At 69.3% G+C, this 16,968-nt stretch carries 18 protein-coding genes; 3 read left to right on the top strand and 15 right to left on the bottom strand.

The window, feature by feature from the left end; translation table 11 throughout:
• Positions 1-59 precede the first annotated feature (59 nt).
• A complete protein-coding gene (locus BM009_RS07475) occupies positions 60-1,322 on the top strand; it encodes an MFS transporter (protein WP_093295126.1) in 1,263 nt (420 codons plus the stop codon).
• A 4-nt stretch (positions 1,323-1,326) separates the two neighbouring features.
• Here BM009_RS07475 and rsmD read toward each other — a convergent pair whose 3' ends face one another.
• Together rsmD and BM009_RS07465 are read right to left on the bottom strand one after the other, a co-directional pair.
• Entirely contained in the window at positions 1,327-1,866 is a 540-nt protein-coding gene (gene rsmD / locus BM009_RS07470) for a 16S rRNA (guanine(966)-N(2))-methyltransferase RsmD (RefSeq protein ID WP_093295125.1), read from the bottom strand.
• Complete coding sequence (locus BM009_RS07465) at positions 1,866-3,422, bottom strand: pseudouridine synthase (protein ID WP_093295123.1); 1,557 nt, start codon at positions 3,420-3,422, stop codon at positions 1,866-1,868. Before BM009_RS07465 ends, rsmD begins: the two co-directional genes overlap by 1 nt.
• 109 nt (positions 3,423-3,531) lie before the next feature.
• Between BM009_RS07465 and BM009_RS07460 the strand changes: the two genes are divergently transcribed.
• Positions 3,532-3,963 carry a response regulator gene (locus BM009_RS07460; RefSeq protein WP_093295121.1) on the top strand — a complete coding sequence of 144 codons (432 nt, stop codon included), beginning with the start codon at positions 3,532-3,534 and terminating at the stop codon, positions 3,961-3,963.
• A gap of 6 nt (positions 3,964-3,969) precedes the next feature.
• Here BM009_RS07460 and BM009_RS23130 read toward each other — a convergent pair whose 3' ends face one another.
• Positions 3,970-4,101 carry a hypothetical protein gene (locus BM009_RS23130; RefSeq protein ID WP_302847359.1) on the bottom strand — a complete coding sequence of 44 codons (132 nt, stop codon included), beginning with the start codon at positions 4,099-4,101 and terminating at the stop codon, positions 3,970-3,972.
• Between the two features lie 27 nt (positions 4,102-4,128).
• Positions 4,129-5,322 (bottom strand): aromatic ring-hydroxylating oxygenase subunit alpha, encoded by a 1,194-nt coding sequence (locus tag BM009_RS07455; protein WP_093295120.1) that lies wholly within the window; start codon positions 5,320-5,322, stop codon positions 4,129-4,131.
• Between the two features lie 57 nt (positions 5,323-5,379).
• On the opposite strand from BM009_RS07455, the gene BM009_RS07450 reads away from it, so the two are divergent.
• Entirely contained in the window at positions 5,380-6,732 is a 1,353-nt protein-coding gene (locus BM009_RS07450; RefSeq protein ID WP_093295118.1) for an AmpG family muropeptide MFS transporter, read from the top strand.
• Positions 6,733-6,735: 3 nt separating this feature from the next.
• Here the strand turns inward: BM009_RS07450 and BM009_RS07445 are convergent, their stop codons facing one another.
• The 11 genes from BM009_RS07445 to BM009_RS07395 all read right to left on the bottom strand — a co-directional run bounded on the left by BM009_RS07445 (position 6,736) and on the right by BM009_RS07395 (position 16,929).
• The gene (locus tag BM009_RS07445) at positions 6,736-7,167 is read right to left on the bottom strand and encodes a DUF6628 family protein (RefSeq protein WP_093295117.1); all 432 of its coding nucleotides are present in this window, start codon (positions 7,165-7,167) and stop codon (positions 6,736-6,738) included.
• A gap of 77 nt (positions 7,168-7,244) precedes the next feature.
• The gene (locus BM009_RS07440; RefSeq protein ID WP_093295115.1) at positions 7,245-8,561 is read right to left on the bottom strand and encodes a bifunctional folylpolyglutamate synthase/dihydrofolate synthase; all 1,317 of its coding nucleotides are present in this window, start codon (positions 8,559-8,561) and stop codon (positions 7,245-7,247) included.
• A gap of 133 nt (positions 8,562-8,694) precedes the next feature.
• The gene (gene accD, locus BM009_RS07435) at positions 8,695-9,555 is read right to left on the bottom strand and encodes an acetyl-CoA carboxylase, carboxyltransferase subunit beta (RefSeq protein WP_093295114.1); all 861 of its coding nucleotides are present in this window, start codon (positions 9,553-9,555) and stop codon (positions 8,695-8,697) included.
• Positions 9,552-10,364, bottom strand: a complete 813-nt coding sequence (gene trpA, locus BM009_RS07430) for a tryptophan synthase subunit alpha (RefSeq protein ID WP_093295112.1) — start codon at positions 10,362-10,364, stop codon at positions 9,552-9,554. Before trpA ends, accD begins: the two co-directional genes overlap by 4 nt.
• Positions 10,361-11,590 carry a tryptophan synthase subunit beta gene (trpB, locus tag BM009_RS07425; protein WP_093295110.1) on the bottom strand — a complete coding sequence of 410 codons (1,230 nt, stop codon included), beginning with the start codon at positions 11,588-11,590 and terminating at the stop codon, positions 10,361-10,363. The genes trpA and trpB overlap by 4 nt, the downstream gene beginning before the upstream one ends.
• Complete coding sequence (locus tag BM009_RS07420) at positions 11,587-12,225, bottom strand: phosphoribosylanthranilate isomerase (RefSeq protein WP_093295109.1); 639 nt, start codon at positions 12,223-12,225, stop codon at positions 11,587-11,589. The genes trpB and BM009_RS07420 overlap by 4 nt, the downstream gene beginning before the upstream one ends.
• A 16-nt stretch (positions 12,226-12,241) precedes the next feature.
• Positions 12,242-12,748 carry a GNAT family N-acetyltransferase gene (locus tag BM009_RS07415; protein WP_093295107.1) on the bottom strand — a complete coding sequence of 169 codons (507 nt, stop codon included), beginning with the start codon at positions 12,746-12,748 and terminating at the stop codon, positions 12,242-12,244.
• A gap of 153 nt (positions 12,749-12,901) precedes the next feature.
• Entirely contained in the window at positions 12,902-13,576 is a 675-nt protein-coding gene (gene pyrF, locus BM009_RS07410) for an orotidine-5'-phosphate decarboxylase (RefSeq protein WP_093295106.1), read from the bottom strand.
• Positions 13,573-13,896: a LapA family protein gene (locus BM009_RS07405; protein WP_093295104.1), complete on the bottom strand. Its 324-nt coding sequence runs from the start codon at positions 13,894-13,896 to the stop codon at positions 13,573-13,575. Before BM009_RS07405 ends, pyrF begins: the two co-directional genes overlap by 4 nt.
• A 64-nt stretch (positions 13,897-13,960) precedes the next feature.
• Complete coding sequence (locus BM009_RS07400) at positions 13,961-16,237, bottom strand: patatin-like protein (protein WP_093295102.1); 2,277 nt, start codon at positions 16,235-16,237, stop codon at positions 13,961-13,963.
• Positions 16,237-16,929: an endonuclease/exonuclease/phosphatase family protein gene (locus BM009_RS07395; protein ID WP_093295101.1), complete on the bottom strand. Its 693-nt coding sequence runs from the start codon at positions 16,927-16,929 to the stop codon at positions 16,237-16,239. The genes BM009_RS07400 and BM009_RS07395 overlap by 1 nt, the downstream gene beginning before the upstream one ends.
• Positions 16,930-16,968: the final 39 nt, after the last annotated feature.

Here is a 16,968-nt window from a genome sequence, read left to right as displayed (position 1 = left end):
CTGAACGCGGCTTGACCCGCGCGACGACTGGCCCGAGGGAGGCGGCCGGAGGATCGCACATGGCCCATGCCGCCACGCCCGCTTCCCACCGCCGCATCCTGTTCGCGAGCCTGGTGGGAACGTCGGTCGAGTTCTACGATTTCTATATCTATGCGACGGCGACGGCGCTGGTGTTCGGCCCGCTGTTCTTTCCGGCGCAGGAGCCGTGGCTGCAACAGGTCGCGGCCTATGCCAGCTTCAGCGTCGCCTTCTTCGCGCGGCCGCTGGGCGGGCTGGTATTCGGCCATTTCGGCGACCGGCTCGGGCGCAAGTCCACCCTGGTCGCCTCGCTGATGCTGATGGGCGCCTCCACGGTGCTGATCGGCTGCCTGCCTGGCCATGCGATGATCGGCTGGGTGGCGCCGCTGCTGCTGTGCCTGCTCCGCTTCGGCCAAGGGCTGGGACTGGGCGGCGAATGGGGCGGGGCGAGCCTGCTGGCGGTGGAATATGCCCCCAAGGGTTGGGCGTACCGCTATGGCAGCTTCCCGCCGCTCGGCGCGCCGGTGGGGTTCATCGCCGCCAACGGCCTGTTCCTGCTGCTCGGCGCCTTTCTCGACGATGCGGCGTTCCGCGACTGGGGCTGGCGCCTGCCGTTCCTGGCGAGCGCGGCGCTGGTCGGCCTGGGCCTTTGGGTCCGCCTCCGCATCGCCGAGACGCCGGCCTTTGTCGAGGCGGCCGAGCATGCCCCGCCGCCGCAGGTGCCGCTGGGGGAGCTGCTCCGCAACCATCTGGGCGCGACGCTGGCGGGGACGCTGGGTACCGTCGCCTGCTTCGCGCTGTTCTACGTCGCGACGCTGTTCGCGATCGGCTTCGGCACCAAGACGCTCGGCTATCCGCGCGCAGCGTTCCTGGGCGCCGAACTGGCCGCGATCCTGTTCATGGCGCTGGGCATCGGTGTCGCCGGCTGGCTGGCCGACAAGCGCGGCGCGACGTTGGTGCTGGCGCTCGGCTGCATCGCGATGGTGCCGCTGGGGCTGGCGATGCCCGCGCTGCTGGTGCCGGGTTCGCTGGGTGCGGTGTTTGTCTGGCTTGCCGCCGGACTGTTCGTGATGGGCTTCGTCTACGGCCCGCTCGGCGGCTGGCTGCCCAGCCTGTTCCCGGCGCAGGTCCGCTATACCGGCGTGTCGGTGACCTTCAACCTGGGCGGCATCCTCGGCGGCGGGCTGACCCCGCTGATCGCGCAGACTCTGGTCGAGCGCGGCGGCATCGGCATGGTCGGCTGGTATCTGGCAGGGGCCGCCGGGCTCAGCCTGATCGGCCTGCTGCTCACCCGGCGGCGCTGATCCTTCAGGCGGGGCGGAGCAGGGTCAGCTTCGCCTTGCCGTAGACCCGATCGGCATCGACCACGAAGCCGGCAAGCTCGACATCCTCGGTCTTCCCCGTCTCGATGCTGATCCAGGTGCCGGGCCCGGTCCAGCCGAGCCGTGCCAGCTTGTCGAGCGCGACGATACCGGCGCCGGTGCCATAGGGCGGGTCCATCAGGATGAGGTCGAGCGGCGCGCGGGCAGGGCCCAGCGCCATCACCGAGCCCGGGCGGACATCGGTACGTTTGGCGCCAAGCTTGGCAATATTGGCCTTGAGCGCATCGAGCGCCGCACGATCCTGCTCGACGAACAGACACGAGGCTGCGCCCCGCGACAGCGCTTCCAGTCCCAGCGCGCCCGAGCCGGCGAAGAAGTCACCGACGGCCAGTTCCTCGAAGCTGCCGAGCCGGGAAGCCAGCATCGAGAACAGCGCCTCGCGGGTGCGATCGGCGGTGGGGCGGGTGGTGTCGCCCTTGGGCGCGGCCAGCGGACGCCCGCGCCAGTCTCCGGCGATGATCCGCATCAGCCGCGCCCCCGCGGCGGACGGCCGGGGCCGCCGGGGCGTTGCGGACGATCGCCACCACCGCTGCCGCCGGGTCGCGGCGTGCGCGGACGCTCGGACGTGGTGCTACCGCCGGGGCGCGGCGTGCGGGGGCCGCGGGGGCGCTCGCTCTCGTCCGCACCGAAGCGCGAGGGGCGTGGGGTGCGGTTGCGGTCGGTCGCGTCGCCGCGTGGCTGTGCTCCCCGCGGACCGCGCGGACGCTCGCCTTCGTCGCCGCCGAAGCGGGTGGGTCGAGGCGCGCGAGTCCGTTCGGTCGACTCGCCGCCCGGCCGGGCAGTGCGCGGACCGCGCGGACGATCGCCATCTGCACCGCCGAAGCGCGACGGGCCGGCACTGCGGCCGCGCTCTCCGGTTTCGCCGCCGCGCGACCAGGTGCGCTCGCCGTCGCGCGGCGTGCGGGGCCGCTCGGCACCCTGTTCACCGCGGGCGTCGCGGCGGCCGCGCGGGCGATCGACCAGATCGCCGGCGCGCGGCTCGCGGGTGTCGCGGAAGGATTTGGCGCGGGCGGCACGGGCCGGCTTGGCGACTCCGCCCTCGCTGCCTTCGCGCACGCCGAGCCGCCCGCCGGTACGCGGCCGTTCCTCGCCGTCCTTCGGCTTGGCCTTGGGCGTGGCGCGGGCGGTGAACACGGGCCCCTTTGCCACCGGCGCCGGCTTGGCGATCCGGCGACGCCCTTCGGGCTCGACCTTTGCGGGTTTCTCGACCGGCTCGATCACGCGCTGGCGCGTCGCGAACTGCAGGTTGGAGGCCGCCTTGCCGCCGCCGGCCTTGCCGAGCACCGTGCGGAAGGTGATCAGGTCGGCCTGGCGGATCTCGTCGACATCGCCCGCGGGCAAATCGTTGAGATAGAAGGGGCCGTAGCGGGTCCGGATCAGGCGGCTGACCTGCAGGCCCAGGAATTCGAGAACGTTGCGGACTTCGCGGTTCTTGCCTTCGGTCAGCGTCATCTCGATCCAGAGATTGGCGCCGGTCCGCCGCTCGATATTGGCGTTGATCGGGCCGTAGCGCACGCCTTCGATCTCGATGCCGAGCATCAGGTCCTCGAGCTGCTCCTGGCTCACCTGGCCATAGGCGCGGGCGCGATAGGTGCGCTCGACGCCGCTTGCCGGCAGCTCCATCTCGCGCTTGAGCTCGCCGTCCGTGGTGAGCAGCAGCAGGCCTTCGGTATTGAGGTCGAGTCGGCCGACGGGCATCACCCGCGGCAGGCCCTCGGGCATGCGGTCATAGATGGTCGGGCGGCCGGTAAAGTCGCGTTCGGCGGTGAGCAGGCCCGCCGCCTTGTGGTAGCGGAACAGCCGCGCCGGGGTCGCGGCGGCGACGGGATTGCCGTCGACGGTGACGCCGTGGAGCGAGGTGAGGATGGTCGCGGGGGTATCGAGCGTGGTGCCGTTGAGGGCGATGCGCCCCTCGGCGATCATGCGCTCGATCTCGCGCCGCGAGGCGATGCCGGCACGGGCGAGGAGCTTGGCGATACGCTGCGGCGTACCGGCGGTTTTGATAGGCTTGGAGTCAGACACCGCAGCGCTATAGCGATTTCGGCGGGGCTGGCAAAAATTTATACGGTGCCAGTTCGTGACTCGCGCGTTACGGGCTGTGTTAAGCGGTTGATTCGGGGGCCCAACGACGATGTTGTTCGGAAGGAAGAAGCGGCGGATCGAACATCTGCTCGTCGTCGAGGACGAGCCGCTGGTGGCGTTCGATACCGAGCATTTCCTCCGCGAGTCGGGCTTCACCATCGTGGCGACCGTCGACTCGGTGGCCGATGCCACGCGCATCGTCGATTCGCATGACGTGCTCGACCTGGTGCTGGCGGACATCAACCTCGCGGACGGCAGCGGGATCGAAGTGGCGCGCATCGCCTTTGCGCGCGGCGTGCCGGTGCTGTTCGTGACCGGGGCCTGCCCGGCGGATGCGCGGGCGCTGGCGGCGGGATGCCTCGCCAAGCCTTATGCGCAGCGCGACTTGCTGCTGGCGATCGATGCGATCGAGGCGGTGCTGGAAGGCGGCAAGATACCGCGCCGCCTGCCGAGCAGTTTCAACCTGTTCCTGGGCGGCTGACGCCGATCAGTGGACGAATAGCGTCACCACCACCCCGGCCCAGGCGAATACCGAGGCGAGCACCGCGAGGTTCGCGACCATTTCCTGCGGCGAGGCCTGCTTGGGTGCTGTGGCGGCGCGGGTGCGGGTACGGGACATGGCGAACTCCTTTGGTCGATCCCGGCGTTATAGCACCCCTTCCTGAACAGAAGCCTGACCGAAGGGGCGAGTCGCACCGATCACGGGCATGTTGTCGCACGAGACCCACGCATCGACCGCATCGTGGAAAACGCGGACCCCTTGCTCAAGATTTCCGAGCGTCACCCGCTCGACGGCGCCGGCGGCAAGACCCTCCTGCGCCAGCGCGCAGGCTCGGAAATCTTCCGAGGCAAACACGCCGCCGTCGAGCAGCTGCCAGCTGCGTTCCCAATGGTCGCGGGCCTTGTCGGTGGCGGGGGCTTCTGGGATCAGCATGAAGTCCTCGACCCAGACCTCGTCGACCGCGCGCGGCATCAGCACCATCAGGTTGATGTAATCGGGGCTGACCGCGAGCACCGCGCCGGGGAACATCTGGTAGGTGTAGGTGATCGCACCGCGCAGGACGGGCCAGTCCTCCGACTCGAGCGCGGCGATGCTGGCGGCGCGGCCGACGGCAGAACGCTGGTGCGGGCCGATGCGGTCGGCGGCGGAGACGCCGTCCTGGAAGAAGGGCGCGATGCTGCCGGCGTGGAGCCGCTGGATGTGGTAGCTCTCCAGAAAGGCGTCCATCACCAGCTTCCAGTTGGCCGGCACGCGGTGGGTGCGCCTGCGGAAGCAATGCTGGCCGGCGAGATCGAAGGCGGCGAAGTCCTGCGCCAGCGTGTCGGCATGGGCGAAGTCGGCGGCATCGTCGAAGGCGAACCAGATCAGGCCGCCGGCTTCGTGGGTGGGCAGGCGGCGGAGCCCGAAGTCGGCCTTGTCGAGGCCGGGGAACGCCTCGGCGCGGGGCACCCCGGCAAGGCGACCATCGAGCGTGTAGCTCCAGGCATGATAGGGGCAGACGAGGCGGGGCGCTTTAACAGCGTCGCACCCCTCCACCAGCCGCGTGCCGCGATGGCGGCAGACATTGAGGAAGACATGCGCCTGACCCTGCTTGTCGCGCGTGATCAGCAGCGGCTTGCCGAAGCCGTCATGCGGCACCGCCATGCCTGGCTCGGGCAGCAACGCGGAGGGCGCGAGGACGAGCGGCGCGCGATCGAAGATGCGGGAGCGCTCGGCGGCGAAGCGCTCGGGGCTGGTATAAACGCTGGCGTCGACATGGCTTATCGGCCCCGCACCGGCGTCGCCGCCCTGCGCCAGCATCGCCGCCAGCGCGCGCTGGCCCTGCGTCGGTGCGTTCATCCTTCCTCTCCGTCGCTTTTCCGCTAGTGTCGCGCGTCCTGAAGCGGGGAGCAAGGCATGGCGGGTACGGAACGGCTGGAAGGCGAACGGCGGCGCGGGTTCGTTGCGACAATGGGGCCGTATCTTCGGCCCCGTCCGATCGCGGCGTTGCTGCTGGGCATTTCGAGCGGCTTCCCGTTGGCGCTGCTGCTCGGCACCATGACCTTCTGGCTCGCCAAGGTCGGGATCGAGAAGAAGACGATCGGCTTCGCGATCGGGCTCACCACGCCGTACACCCTGAAGTTCCTCTGGGCACCGCTGATCGACCGGTTGAAGCTGCCGGTGCTCACACGCCTGTTTGGCCAGCGGCGCTCGTGGTTGTTTCTGATCCAGGTGTTGCTGTTTGCTTCCGTCTGGATGCTCGGCGCGAGCCAGCCTGAGCTTCATCTGGGGGTATTCGCCTTCTGGGCGATCGTTACCGCCTTCCTGGCAGCGACGCAGGACATCGTGATCGATGCATATCGCATCGAGATCCTGCCCGAGGCCGAGTTGCCGCACGGCACCGCTAACAACCAGTTCGGCTACCGCCTGGGCGCATTCATCGCCGGCGTCGGCACGATCGCGATGGCGTCGTCCGAGGGACTGGGCTTCGGATGGGCGATGGCATACGGCCTCACCGGCCTTTGCGTTCTGCCGGGGGCCCTGGCGGCAGTTTGGGCAGGACCCGGGCTTCATGACCGGGTGCTCGCGCAGGAACCCCGAAAGGGCGCAGGCAATTGGCTCGAAACCACGCTGATCGGGCCCTTTCGCGAGTTCCTGCAGCGCCGCGGTGCCGTGCTGATCCTGTTGTTCGTGCTGATCTACAAGCTGGGCGATGCGATGGGCCAATCGATGCTCAACCCGATGATCGTCGAACTCGGCTTCAGCGACACCGAGTTCCTGGCGATCAACAAGGTCGTCGGGTTCTGGGGGCTGATCGTCGGGACCGCGCTGTCGGCGCCGTTGCTGGCGTGGCTGGGCATGGGCCGTGCGCTGTTCGTCTCGGGCATGCTGATGATGCTGAGCAACCTGACCTTCGCGGTGCTCGCGACCCAGGGCCATTCGGACCTTTGGCTGACGATCGCCGTCGCAACTGAGCAGGTGACGAGCGGGCTCGGGCTGACGGTGTTTGTGACCTATCTTTCGGGCCTGTCGAGCCTCGCGTACACCGCGACGCAGTTCGCGCTGCTTTCTTCGCTGGCCGGCGTCGGACGAACGTGGCTGGCCGCCCCGGCCGGCATCTTCGCCGAGAAGCTCGGCTGGGCCGGCTTCTGGGTGATGACCTCGGTAGTGGCGATCCCCGGCATGGTGCTGCTGTGGCTGCTGTGGCAACGCGGCTTCGTCGTGCAGAGCGTGCGCGCCGCCAGGGCCGGTGCCGAAAAAGACGACTGAGGCTTACGGCTCCAGCGGCAGCGCGAGGTCGGCGAAGCTCTGCGCGAGCGCGTGCGCGGTCGGCAGTAGGCCCGTCGCGTCGCGGACGCCGATCAGGTCGGCGAGCAGCAGTGCGGCGGCCTGGGGGTTGGTGCGGACCTTGCCGAGCGCATTGACCAGCGCCGCCTCGGACGCGGTCATGCGCGGGCAGCACCAGGGCGCGATCTGCACAGGGCCGGTCGCCATCACCGACATCTCGTGCATCAGCGTGCGAAGCAGCATCAGCGGGCGGCGAAAACCCTTGCCGAACGCGACCAGGAAGGCGTGCGCGGTGCTCGCGTCGTGCAGTCCGTTGCCGCCGGTCTGGCGGACGCCGAACAGCAGCAGCCGCACGCCCGGATCCTCGGGCTGGAGCTGGGGCAGGGCGGTGACGAGGGTCTGGACGGACGGCTGCATGTGATTCTCCGATGGGCGTCGGAGCAATCATCGCATTCTGTTATTAATAGTCAATCGCAATAAGCCGGGCTGCGGCGTCAGTCGGGCAATTCGCCGTTCGCCTCCAGCACGACGCCCGCGAGGTAGAGCGAGCCGAGGATCAGCACGGCGCTAGGCTGGCTGCCCTCGATGTGTTCGGCGATGACGCGGAGGGCGCTCGCTACGTCAGCAGCGGTGTCGGCCAGCGGTACACCCAAGCCACGAACCAGCGCCGCAAGCTTGGCAGGCGCATGATGGGCATGGCCGGGGATCGGCACGGTCGTCACGCTGGCCAAGCGGCCGGCGAGCGGTGCGATCAGCCCCTCCGGGTCCTTGTTGGCGAGCATGCCGAGCACGAGGTGGCAGGGCCGGTCGGCCGCCACGTCCGCGACCGTGCCTGCAATTGCGGTGCCCGCGGCGGCGTTGTGGCCCCCGTCCAGCCACACCGGCGTATCGGCCGGGAGCAACGCGGTAAGCGGGCCTTCGCCGAGCCGCTGCATCCGCGCCGGCCAGCGGGCGCCGGTCGCCGCCGCGGCGAGCGCGGCATCGGGAGCGGCGAGCGCGTCCTGGTGTCGCAGCATTGCGATGGCGAGCGCGAAATTGCCTGGCTGGTGCGGGCCGGACAGCGTCGGCAGCGGGGTTTCCACCGTTCCCTTCACGTCGCGGTAGATCAGGCGGTCGCCCTCCACCGCATAGCCCCAGGCCGTGCCTTGCGCGAGCACCGGTACGCCTGCCGAGGCGACCACCGCCGCGATCTCGGGAGCATAGCGCATCGTCACCAGCGGCACGCCGCACTTGGCAATGCCGGCCTTCTCGCGGGCGATCTGCGGCAGGGTGTCGCCGAGGAAGGCCTGATGGTCGATGCCGAGCTGCGCGATGCCGGTGGCGATCGGCGCGGGCACGACATTGGTGGCGTCCAAGCGTCCGCCCAAGCCGACTTCGATCACGCACGCATCCGCAGGCGTGCGGGCGAAGGCGAGGAAGGCGGCGGTGGTGGTCACCTCGAAGAAGCTCGCGCCGATATCGCCGCCGGCGTCCAGCACCTCGGCCAGCAGCGGGGCGAGGGTGGCGTCGTCGATCAGCGTGCCGGCGAGGCGGATGCGCTCGTTGAAGCGGACGAGGTGGGGACTGGAGTAGACATGGACGCGCAGACCCGTCGCTTCGAGCGCGGCGCGGAGGAAGGCGCAGGTTGATCCCTTGCCGTTGGTGCCGGCGACGTGGAGCACCGGCGGCAGGCGGAGATGCGGGTTGCCGACGCGCTGCAGCAGTCGGGTGATGCGCTCCAGGCCGAGGATATCGGCGCCGGGGGAGAGCAGGGTCAGCCGGTCGAGCTGGCGCTGGACGGCGGGATCGGTGGAGCGAGCGAAGTCGGGCATGTCGCTTTTGAATTAAGCCCCTCCTCCTGGGAGGAGGGGTTGGGGGTGGAGGGATCCCAGAACGAACGTTGGTCTCGGTGAGACACTGCCCCACCCCAAATCCCTCCCCTGAAGGGGAGGGGCTTAGGTAGGTTCAAGCCGCCGCGCGCGCCTCGCAGAGCAGGCCGATCAGCTGGCCCAGCGTGTCGCGGAGCTCCTTGCGGTGGGTCACCATGTCGACCAGGCCGTGGTCGCGATAATATTCGCTGGTCTGGAAATCGTCGGGCAGCTTCTCGCGGATCGTGTTCTCGATCACGCGGCGGCCGGTGAAGGCGAGGGTGGCACCCGGCTCGGCGATCTGGACGTCGCCCAGCATCGCATAGGCCGCCATCACGCCGCCCGAGGTCGGATCGGTCAGCACGACGATATAGGGCAGCCCCGCATCGTGGAGCATCTCGATCGCCACGGTGGTGCGCGGCATCTGCATCAGGCTGAGAATGCCTTCCTGCATGCGGGCGCCGCCCGAGGCGGTGAAGACGATATAGGGCGAGCGCGACGCGATTGCGGTCTCGACGCCGGCGATGAACGCCTCGCCCACGGCCTGGCCCATCGATCCGCCCATGAAGGCGAAATCCTGCACGCCGATCACCGCCTTGTGGCCGAGGATCGTGCCGCTGGCGTTCTGGAACGCATCCTGTTCGCCGGTCGTCGCCCGCGCCGCCTTGATCCGCGCCGTATAGGGCTTGGAATCGCGGAACTTCAGCGGGTCCTCGGCAACCTTGGGGCTCGGCAGCAGCTTGAAAGCGCCGTCGTCGAACAGCTGCTCGAAGCGCTTGGTCGCGCCGATGCGATCGTGGAAATCGCAATGCGGGCAGACATTCTGGTTGTCCTCGAATTCCTTCATGAACACCATTTGTCCGCATCCCTTGCACTTGTGCCAGAGATTGTCGGGGCTCTCCTCGCCACGGGTGGTGACATAGGCGAGCGCGTTACGAACGCGCGAAATCCAGCTCATGCGACTTCCTTGCGTGCGGCGACCAGCGCCGTCTTCAACGACTCGATATAGGCGCGAACGGGCTCCGCCGCATCCCCGCCGTGACGGCCGACCAGCTCGACGATCGCGCTGCCCACGACCACGCCGTCGGCGACGCGGCCGATGGCAGCGGCCTGTTCGGGGGTGCGGACGCCGAAGCCAACCGCGATCGGCAGGTCGGTGGCGGCCTTGAGGCGGGCGACCGCGGCTTCGATCGAGGCCGTGGCCGCCTGCTGCAGCCCGGTGATCCCGGCGACCGAGACATAATAGAGAAAGCCCGAGGCGCCTTCCAGCACCGCCGGCAGGCGGGCGGCGTCGGTGGTGGGCGTCGCGAGGCGAACATTGCCCAGCCCGGCGGCGCGGAGCGCTTCGCCGAGGCTGTCGTCTTCCTCGGCGGGAATATCGACGCAGATCGCGCCGTCGACGCCCGCGTCGCGCGCGGCATTCGCGAACCAATCGGGTCCCCGGCGCGTCATCGGGTTGGCATAGCCCATCAGCACCAGCGGCACTTCCGGATGCCGTGCGCGGAACGCCGTGGCGATGGCGAGCACGTCCGCGGTGGTGGTGCCGGCAGCGAGGCTGCGCAGGTTCGCCGCCTGGATCGCCGGGCCGTCCGCCATTGGATCGGTAAACGGCATGCCGAGCTCGATCACGTCGGCACCGCCCGCGACCAGCGCGTCGAGGATCGCGGCAGTGGCGTTCGGCGCAGGATCGCCGGCGGTGACGAAGGTCACCAGCGCGGCGCGGCCCTGCTCGGCGGCGCGGGCAAAGGCATTGGCGAGCCGGGTCACATCTTCACTCCCAGCGCGTCGGCGACGGTGAAGATGTCCTTGTCGCCGCGACCGCAGAGGTTGGCGAGGATCACCTTGTCGCGCGGCATGGTGCGGGCGACCTTGGCCACCGCGGCGATCGCATGGCTCGGCTCCAGCGCCGGGATGATGCCCTCGGTGCGGCAGAGCAGCTGGAAGGCGTCGAGCGCCTCGGTGTCGGTGACCGAGGTATAGTCGACCCGGCCGATGTCGCGCAGCCAGGCGTGCTCGGGGCCGATGCCCGGATAGTCGAGGCCTGCCGAGATCGAATGCGCCTCGGTGATCTGGCCGTCCTCGTCCTGCAGCAGATAGGTGCGGTTGCCGTGGAGGATGCCGGGCGACCCGCCGGCGAGGCTGGCGGCATGGCGCTTCTCCAGCCCTTCGCCCGCCGCCTCGACGCCGAGCATCTGGACGTCGGCATCGTCGAGGAACGGGTGGAACAGGCCGATCGCGTTGGAGCCGCCGCCGATCGCCGCCACCAGCAGGTCGGGCAGCTTGCCGGTGCGCTTGAGCATCTGCTCGCGCGCCTCGCGGCCGATGACCGACTGGAAGTCGCGGACCAGCTCCGGATAGGGGTGCGGGCCGGCGGCGGTGCCGATGATGTAGAAGGTGTCGTGGACATTCGCGACCCAGTCGCGCAGGCCCTCGTTCATCGCGTCCTTGAGCGTCGCGGCGCCGCTGGTCACCGGCACGACTTCGGCGCCGAGCAGCTTCATGCGGAACACATTGGGCTGCTGCCGCGCGACGTCGGTCGCGCCCATGTAGATCACGCAGGGAAGGCCGAAGCGGGCGCAGACGGTGGCGGTGGCGACGCCGTGCTGGCCGGCGCCCGTCTCGGCGATGATCCGGGTCTTGCCCATGCGGCGGGCAAGCAGGATCTGGCCGATGCAATTGTTGATCTTGTGCGCGCCGGTATGGTTCAGTTCGTCGCGCTTGAACCAGACCTCTGCGCCCATGCCCTCCGGCGCGTTCTCGCGCAGGGCATCGGTCAGCCGCTCGGCGTAGTAGAGCGGGCTGGGACGGCCGACATAATGTTCGAGCAGGTCGTCGAACTCGGCCTGGAAGGCGGGATCGGCCTTGGCGGCGGTGTATTCGCGCTCCAGGTCGAGAACCAGCGGCATCAGCGTCTCGGCGACGAAGCGTCCGCCGAACTGGCCGAAATGCCCGCGGTCGTCGGGCTGGGCGCGGAAGGAGTTGGGTGCGTTCATGATCGGGCCACGGCTTTAAGGAAAGCGGCGATCTTGTCCACATCCTTGATGCCCGGCGCGGTCTCGATGCCCGAAGAGACATCCACCAGCGGCGCGCCGGTGACCCGGATCGCCTCGCCGACATTGCCGGCATCCAGCCCGCCGGAAAGGATCCAGGGCAAAGGGTGGGCGAAGCCGTCGAGCAGGTTCCAGTCGAAGCGCAGCCCGGTGCCGCCGGGGACCTTGGCCCCCTCGGGGGCCTTGGCGTCGTAGAGCAGCCGATCGGCGGCGCCGCGGAAGCCGGCGGCGGAGACGAGATCGGTGCGAGTCTTCACCGCCAGCGCCGCCCAGGTTTCTCGGCCGGTACGTGCCTTGACTGCAGCACTGCGCTCGGGCGTGACCTTGTGCAGCTGGATCACGTCCAGCCGACCGGCGGCGATCGCCGTGTCGAGCAGCGCGTCGTCGGGATCGACGAACACGCCGACGCGCGCGACATGGCCGGGCACGCGCGCGGCAAGTCCCTGCGCCTTGTCAAAGCTCAGGTGGCGCGGGCTGGGCGGGAAGAAGACGAAGCCGATATGGCTGGCGCCGCCGGTGGTGGCGGCGTCGAGCGTCTCGGGCGTGGACAGGCCACAGATTTTCGCGGTTGCGGGCATTGCTGCCCTCTAGGCGCTAGACCAGCGACTTGGCCAGCACCGTCATGAACAGCGGCGGGTCGAGCGGGATCGGGAAGTCGCGGCGCTCGCCGGTCTCCGCATAGCCGCGGCGAAGGTAATATTCGATCAGCTTGCGGCGTTCCTCGATCACCGTCATCTCCATGCGCGTGGAGCCGAAGGCGGTGCGGGCATGCGCCTCGGCGGCGGCGATCAGTTGGCGCCCGAGACCACCCGCCTGGCGCAGCGGATCGATGCAGAGCAGGCCGAGATAGGCGGTGCCGCCGCCGCGGTTCACGACATTGACGCAGCCGATCGCGGTGCCGTCTTCCCAGGCGGATAGCAGCACCTGGGCGGGATCCTCCACGATCGCCGTCAGCGTTTCGAGATTGGTCCGCGGGCCTTCGATCAGGTCGGCTTCGTGCGTCCAGCCCTGGCGCGCGGTCTCGCCGCGATAGGCGCGTTCGATGACGGGGTGGATCGCGGGCAGGTCGGCAGTGGTAGCGGGGCGGATGGTGAGGGGCATGCTGGTTCCTCAACGGTCACCCTCACCCTTCCGGCGCTTCGCGCCTCCCTCCCTCTCCCAAGGGGAGAGGGATTTTTCGCCCTCTTCCTTTGGGAGAGGGAGGGGACCCGCTGCCGGAGGCAGTGGGGAGGGTGAGGGTGCCTGATGGCCTGATTACAACGTCGCCGCGATCGCCCGCGCGGCCGCGTCGGGATCCTCGGCCTGGGTGATCGGGCGGCCGATCACCAGGATCGACGCGCCAGCATCCACCGCGCTGCGCGGCGTCACCACGCGCTTCTGGTCGCCGACATGCGCGTCTGCAGGCCGCACGCCGGGGACGACGAAGAAGCCGTCCTTCCACGCCGCATGCGCCGCCTTCACTTCCTCGCCCGAGCAGACGATGCCATCGACACCCGCCGAGCGGGCCAGCTCGGCCAGCCGCATCACCTGCTCGTACGGATCGGGCTTGAGGCCGATCGCGGTCATGTCGTTGCCGTCGAGGCTGGTCAGCATCGTCACCGCGACGACCTTGGTGCCCTCGGGCGCGGCCGCCTTGGCGTCCTCCAGCATCGCCCGGCCGCCGGCGGCGTGGACGGTGAGGATCGCCGGATTGAGCGGCCGCAATGCCTGGATCGCCTTGGCGACGGTGTTGGGGATGTCGTGGAACTTGAGGTCGAGGAAGATCGGCACGCCGATCTCCGCCATCTCGTGCACGCCGTGGCGGCCGTTCGCCATGAAGAATTCGAGACCCAGCTTGATCCCGCCAACATGGTGGCGGACCTTCTGGGCCAGCGCCTTGGCCTTTTCCAGCTCGGGCGTGTCGAGCGCGACATAGATGCGGCCGCTCATGCGCGCGGCTCCTCGAAAGCGGGCGTCTCGACCACCGGATCGACGCGCGGCGCAGGTGTGGCGGGGATCGAACGAAGGTCGGCGAGCGCGCGCTCCAGCCCGGCGAAGCGCTGTCGCATCCGCCAGCGCAGCGTCTGATAGGCGACCAGCATCGGCAGGAACCCGGCGAGGAACACGACGATCAGCAAGAGCGGCAGGCTGATATCGGCGACGAGACCGCCCCAGAGCTGGATGCTCACGCGCTGCTCGCCATTGTAGATCACGAACCCGGCGATCACGCCGCCGAGCAGGAGCCACAACAGCACCTTCAGAAACCGCATCCCGCTCCCTTCCTGGCAAATCCTGACCGGCCTTCTAGGCCCGAGCGGGCCCGCTTGCCAAGGCTCAGCCGATTTCGCCGCGCAACTCGGCGATCAGTCCGGGGATTGCGGTGAGGGCGGGCGCCTCCTCGTCCAGGATCGCGTGAAAGGCGCGGCGTTTGAGCGCGGCGATCTGGTCCGCGTCCGGCCGCGCTTCGGCGTCGAGCGTGGAGAGCACGATGTCGATCAGCCGGTCGGCGCCGTTGAGGCGACCCCAGAGATAGTCGTTCTCGCGGTAGGCGCGGCTGAAGAAGGCGCCGAAATTGTTGAATTGATTGCCCTTGAGCATCGCCGCGACCCCGCCGCCGCGGATCGCCTTTGCGTCCTCGGGCGAGATGCGGTCGACGCGGATCGGGTCGAACTCGTCCATGCCCTCGCCCTGGAGCAGCGGCAGCGTGGCGATGTCGAAAAAGGGGAAGCCGAGATAGGCGAGCAGCATCGGCCGCCGCAGTTCCTTCGACAGCGCGCTGAAACCGGCGGAGAGCACTTCGTCGGTCTGGCGATCAAGCGCGCGCAGCTGCATCCGTTCGGCCAGCGTATCGAGCACCGCGTCGGGATCGCCGGCGAGCCGGTCCTGGAGATCGGCGAAGGTGTCCGAGCGCTTGCGCTCCAGATAGGCGGCCAGCGCGCCATAGATCGCGTCGCGCATCGGCCGCATCGCGCCGCGCGGGGCGGAGTGTTCGAGCTCGGCCAGCCGCCGGGCGAGCAGCCGCAACCGGCGGATGCGGAAGCCAAGGTCGTGGCCGCGCAGGAAGTCCAGCGCCTCGGGCGAGGCACCGCCGGGCAGATTGGCGCCGAACCGGTCGGCGCCGCGCACCCGCACCGCTTCGCGCAGTCGCCGCCCGAGCGACCGCAGCTTCTGGCCGTCCTGCTGGCCGGCGAGTGCCTGGAGCAGCCGCGCGGTGCGATCGACGGCGGCGTCGACCTTGAGCAGCGCATAGGCGGTGTGGCCGTACCCAGCCTTGGCGGCGGCGGCGATCTGCGCGCGCTTGCGCCACGCGGCCAGCCGCTTGGGCGTCGGGTAATCGAGCCACAGCGTATAGCCGAAAAGCGACTCGACCTGCGCCTCCACCTCGGCGCGGATCTCGGACACGATCGCCAGCATCCGCTCGATCCGGTCCGAGCGGGCGGCGATGACGTCGAGATTGTCGCGGATCGGCTGTTTGCGCGGCAGTTCGGACAGTGCGCCGATCAGCGTCGAGAAGAAGCCGGGGCGTTCGCTGCGCGGGCCGTAGAAGTCGAACCGCATGTCCGGCGTCGGATCGAGGAAGACGAAGCGGCGGTCGACCTGGCGGCGGGCAGGGCGTTCGCGCAGCGCGTCAATGGCAGGGCCGAAGGGCGCGTTGGCGAGTACCGACCCGTCGATCAGCACGGCTTTTTCGGCGCGGCTCTCCGCCCATTGCTCGGGGAGCGCGCGCTGGAGGAAGGCGTCGCGCCCCGCCCAGGTCTCGCTGCGATCGGCGAGCACCTTGTCGAGCTCCTCCACCATCAGCGGCGGGAAGGCGCCGGGGAAGCTGGAGGTGGCGCGCGCTGCGAAGCCGAGCGCCGCGGGATGGGCGATGCCGGTGCCGCGGCCGTGATCGGTGAAGCTGAAGACGAGGCGATGCTCGGTCTCCACCACTTCCGGCGGCGTGTTGAGCCGCAGCGTCTCGGCATGGCCGCGGAAATCGGTGGCGGTGACGAACAGGTCGAGCGGCTGGCCCTCGGGCAGCAGCCGGCGCTCGGCCGGGCCCTTCGCCATCTTGTCGAAGGCATTGAGCAGCGTCTTGAGCAATTGCTCCCCGCCGAAGGGCGGTTCGAACCAGCGCGAACGCACGAAGCGCTCCAGCTTCTCGCGCACTTCCGCGCGTGCCCCGGCCTCCACCGTCTCTTCGACACCGTGCTCGCGGTTGGAGAGCATCCAGGCGATCGGCTTGGCCCAAATCTTGGCGAAGCGGTGCGACGGCCCCTGGCTGGGGGCGAGCAGCGCGTCGACATCGGCATGATCGAGCCACATCGCGGTCAGCGGATCGAGCGACTGGCCGGTGGCGATCGCCTGGGCCAGGAATACCGCGTTGATCCCGCCCGCGCTGGCGCCCGACAGAATGTCGACCAGCACGCGCAGATTGAGCCCGCTGCGGTCGCGAATGTCCTCGATCAGCTCGCGATAGACGCTCTGGAGCGGCGTGCCCTCGCGCTCGGCGCAGCTGGCGCGGGCGAGGTGCCACACCTCCTTGGTGATGCCGTGCATGTACACCGCAAGGCTGATCCCGCCATAGCAGACCAGCGCCAGCCGCAGTTCCTTCTCCTGGGCTTCCTGCATCAGCGGTGCCGCACCTCCGCCCAGACCGGGAGGTGATCGGAGGCGGTGCGCGCGGCCAGGCTGTGGTGCACCCCGGCCTCGCCGAAGGCGAGCTCAGGCGAGGCCATGATCCTGTCGAGTCGCGCCATCGGGCGGCGGGCGTGAAAGCTCTTGCCGGTGGCGGCGAAGGCGAAATGCTGGGCGAAATCGCGCAGGCAGCCGCGCTCGGCGCTCCACTCGTTGAGGTCGCCCATCATCACCGTCGGCATCGGCGGAAGGTCCGCAAGCTGGGTAAGGATCGCATGCGCCTGCCGCCTCCGCCACAGACCGGACAGGTCGAGATGCATGCCGACCACCCGAAGCGGCTGGCCGTTTACCTGCAGGTCGGCCATCACCGCGCCGCGCGGCTCCAGCGTGGGCAAATGGAGCGCCGAACAACCGAGGATCTCGGCGTCCTTGCGCACCAGCAGCGCATTGCCGTGCCAGCCCATCGATCGCGCGCGCATGCCGAACTGCACCGGCTTCCACGGGCTATGCTCGGCAAGCAGGCTTTGGGTGAGCACGGCTTCGCGCGCGCCGAAGCGGCGATCGGCCTCCTGCAAGGCGATCACATCGGCGTCGACCTCGAGCAGTACCTCGAGCGTCCTCTCCGGTCGGCGTCGTCGGTCCGTGCCGATCGACTTCCGCATGTTATAGCTGGCGACCTTGATCATCCGCGCCCCTTATCGGCGCGGGCAGCATAACAGCACAAG

The organism is Sphingomonas sp. NFR04 (genome assembly GCF_900114095.1).
Lineage (GTDB): Bacteria > Pseudomonadota > Alphaproteobacteria > Sphingomonadales > Sphingomonadaceae > Sphingomonas.
This window is presented reverse-complemented; position numbering and strand designations above follow the sequence as displayed.

Coding starts and splice junctions, on each gene's coding strand:
- BM009_RS07475 (WP_093295126.1), top strand. CDS start 60: ATGGCCCATGCCGCCACGCCCGCTTCCCACCGCCGCATCCTGTTCGCG.
- rsmD (WP_093295125.1), bottom strand. CDS start 1,866: ATGCGGATCATCGCCGGAGACTGGCGCGGGCGTCCGCTGGCCGCGCCC.
- BM009_RS07460 (WP_093295121.1), top strand. CDS start 3,532: ATGTTGTTCGGAAGGAAGAAGCGGCGGATCGAACATCTGCTCGTCGTC.
- BM009_RS23130 (WP_302847359.1), bottom strand. CDS start 4,101: ATGTCCCGTACCCGCACCCGCGCCGCCACAGCACCCAAGCAGGCCTCG.
- BM009_RS07455 (WP_093295120.1), bottom strand. CDS start 5,322: ATGAACGCACCGACGCAGGGCCAGCGCGCGCTGGCGGCGATGCTGGCG.
- BM009_RS07450 (WP_093295118.1), top strand. CDS start 5,380: ATGGCGGGTACGGAACGGCTGGAAGGCGAACGGCGGCGCGGGTTCGTT.
- BM009_RS07445 (WP_093295117.1), bottom strand. CDS start 7,167: ATGCAGCCGTCCGTCCAGACCCTCGTCACCGCCCTGCCCCAGCTCCAG.
- BM009_RS07440 (WP_093295115.1), bottom strand. CDS start 8,561: ATGCCCGACTTCGCTCGCTCCACCGATCCCGCCGTCCAGCGCCAGCTC.
- accD (WP_093295114.1), bottom strand. CDS start 9,555: ATGAGCTGGATTTCGCGCGTTCGTAACGCGCTCGCCTATGTCACCACC.
- trpB (WP_093295110.1), bottom strand. CDS start 11,590: ATGAACGCACCCAACTCCTTCCGCGCCCAGCCCGACGACCGCGGGCAT.
- BM009_RS07420 (WP_093295109.1), bottom strand. CDS start 12,225: ATGCCCGCAACCGCGAAAATCTGTGGCCTGTCCACGCCCGAGACGCTC.
- BM009_RS07415 (WP_093295107.1), bottom strand. CDS start 12,748: ATGCCCCTCACCATCCGCCCCGCTACCACTGCCGACCTGCCCGCGATC.
- pyrF (WP_093295106.1), bottom strand. CDS start 13,576: ATGAGCGGCCGCATCTATGTCGCGCTCGACACGCCCGAGCTGGAAAAG.
- BM009_RS07405 (WP_093295104.1), bottom strand. CDS start 13,896: ATGCGGTTTCTGAAGGTGCTGTTGTGGCTCCTGCTCGGCGGCGTGATC.
- BM009_RS07400 (WP_093295102.1), bottom strand. CDS start 16,237: ATGCAGGAAGCCCAGGAGAAGGAACTGCGGCTGGCGCTGGTCTGCTAT.
- BM009_RS07395 (WP_093295101.1), bottom strand. CDS start 16,929: ATGATCAAGGTCGCCAGCTATAACATGCGGAAGTCGATCGGCACGGAC.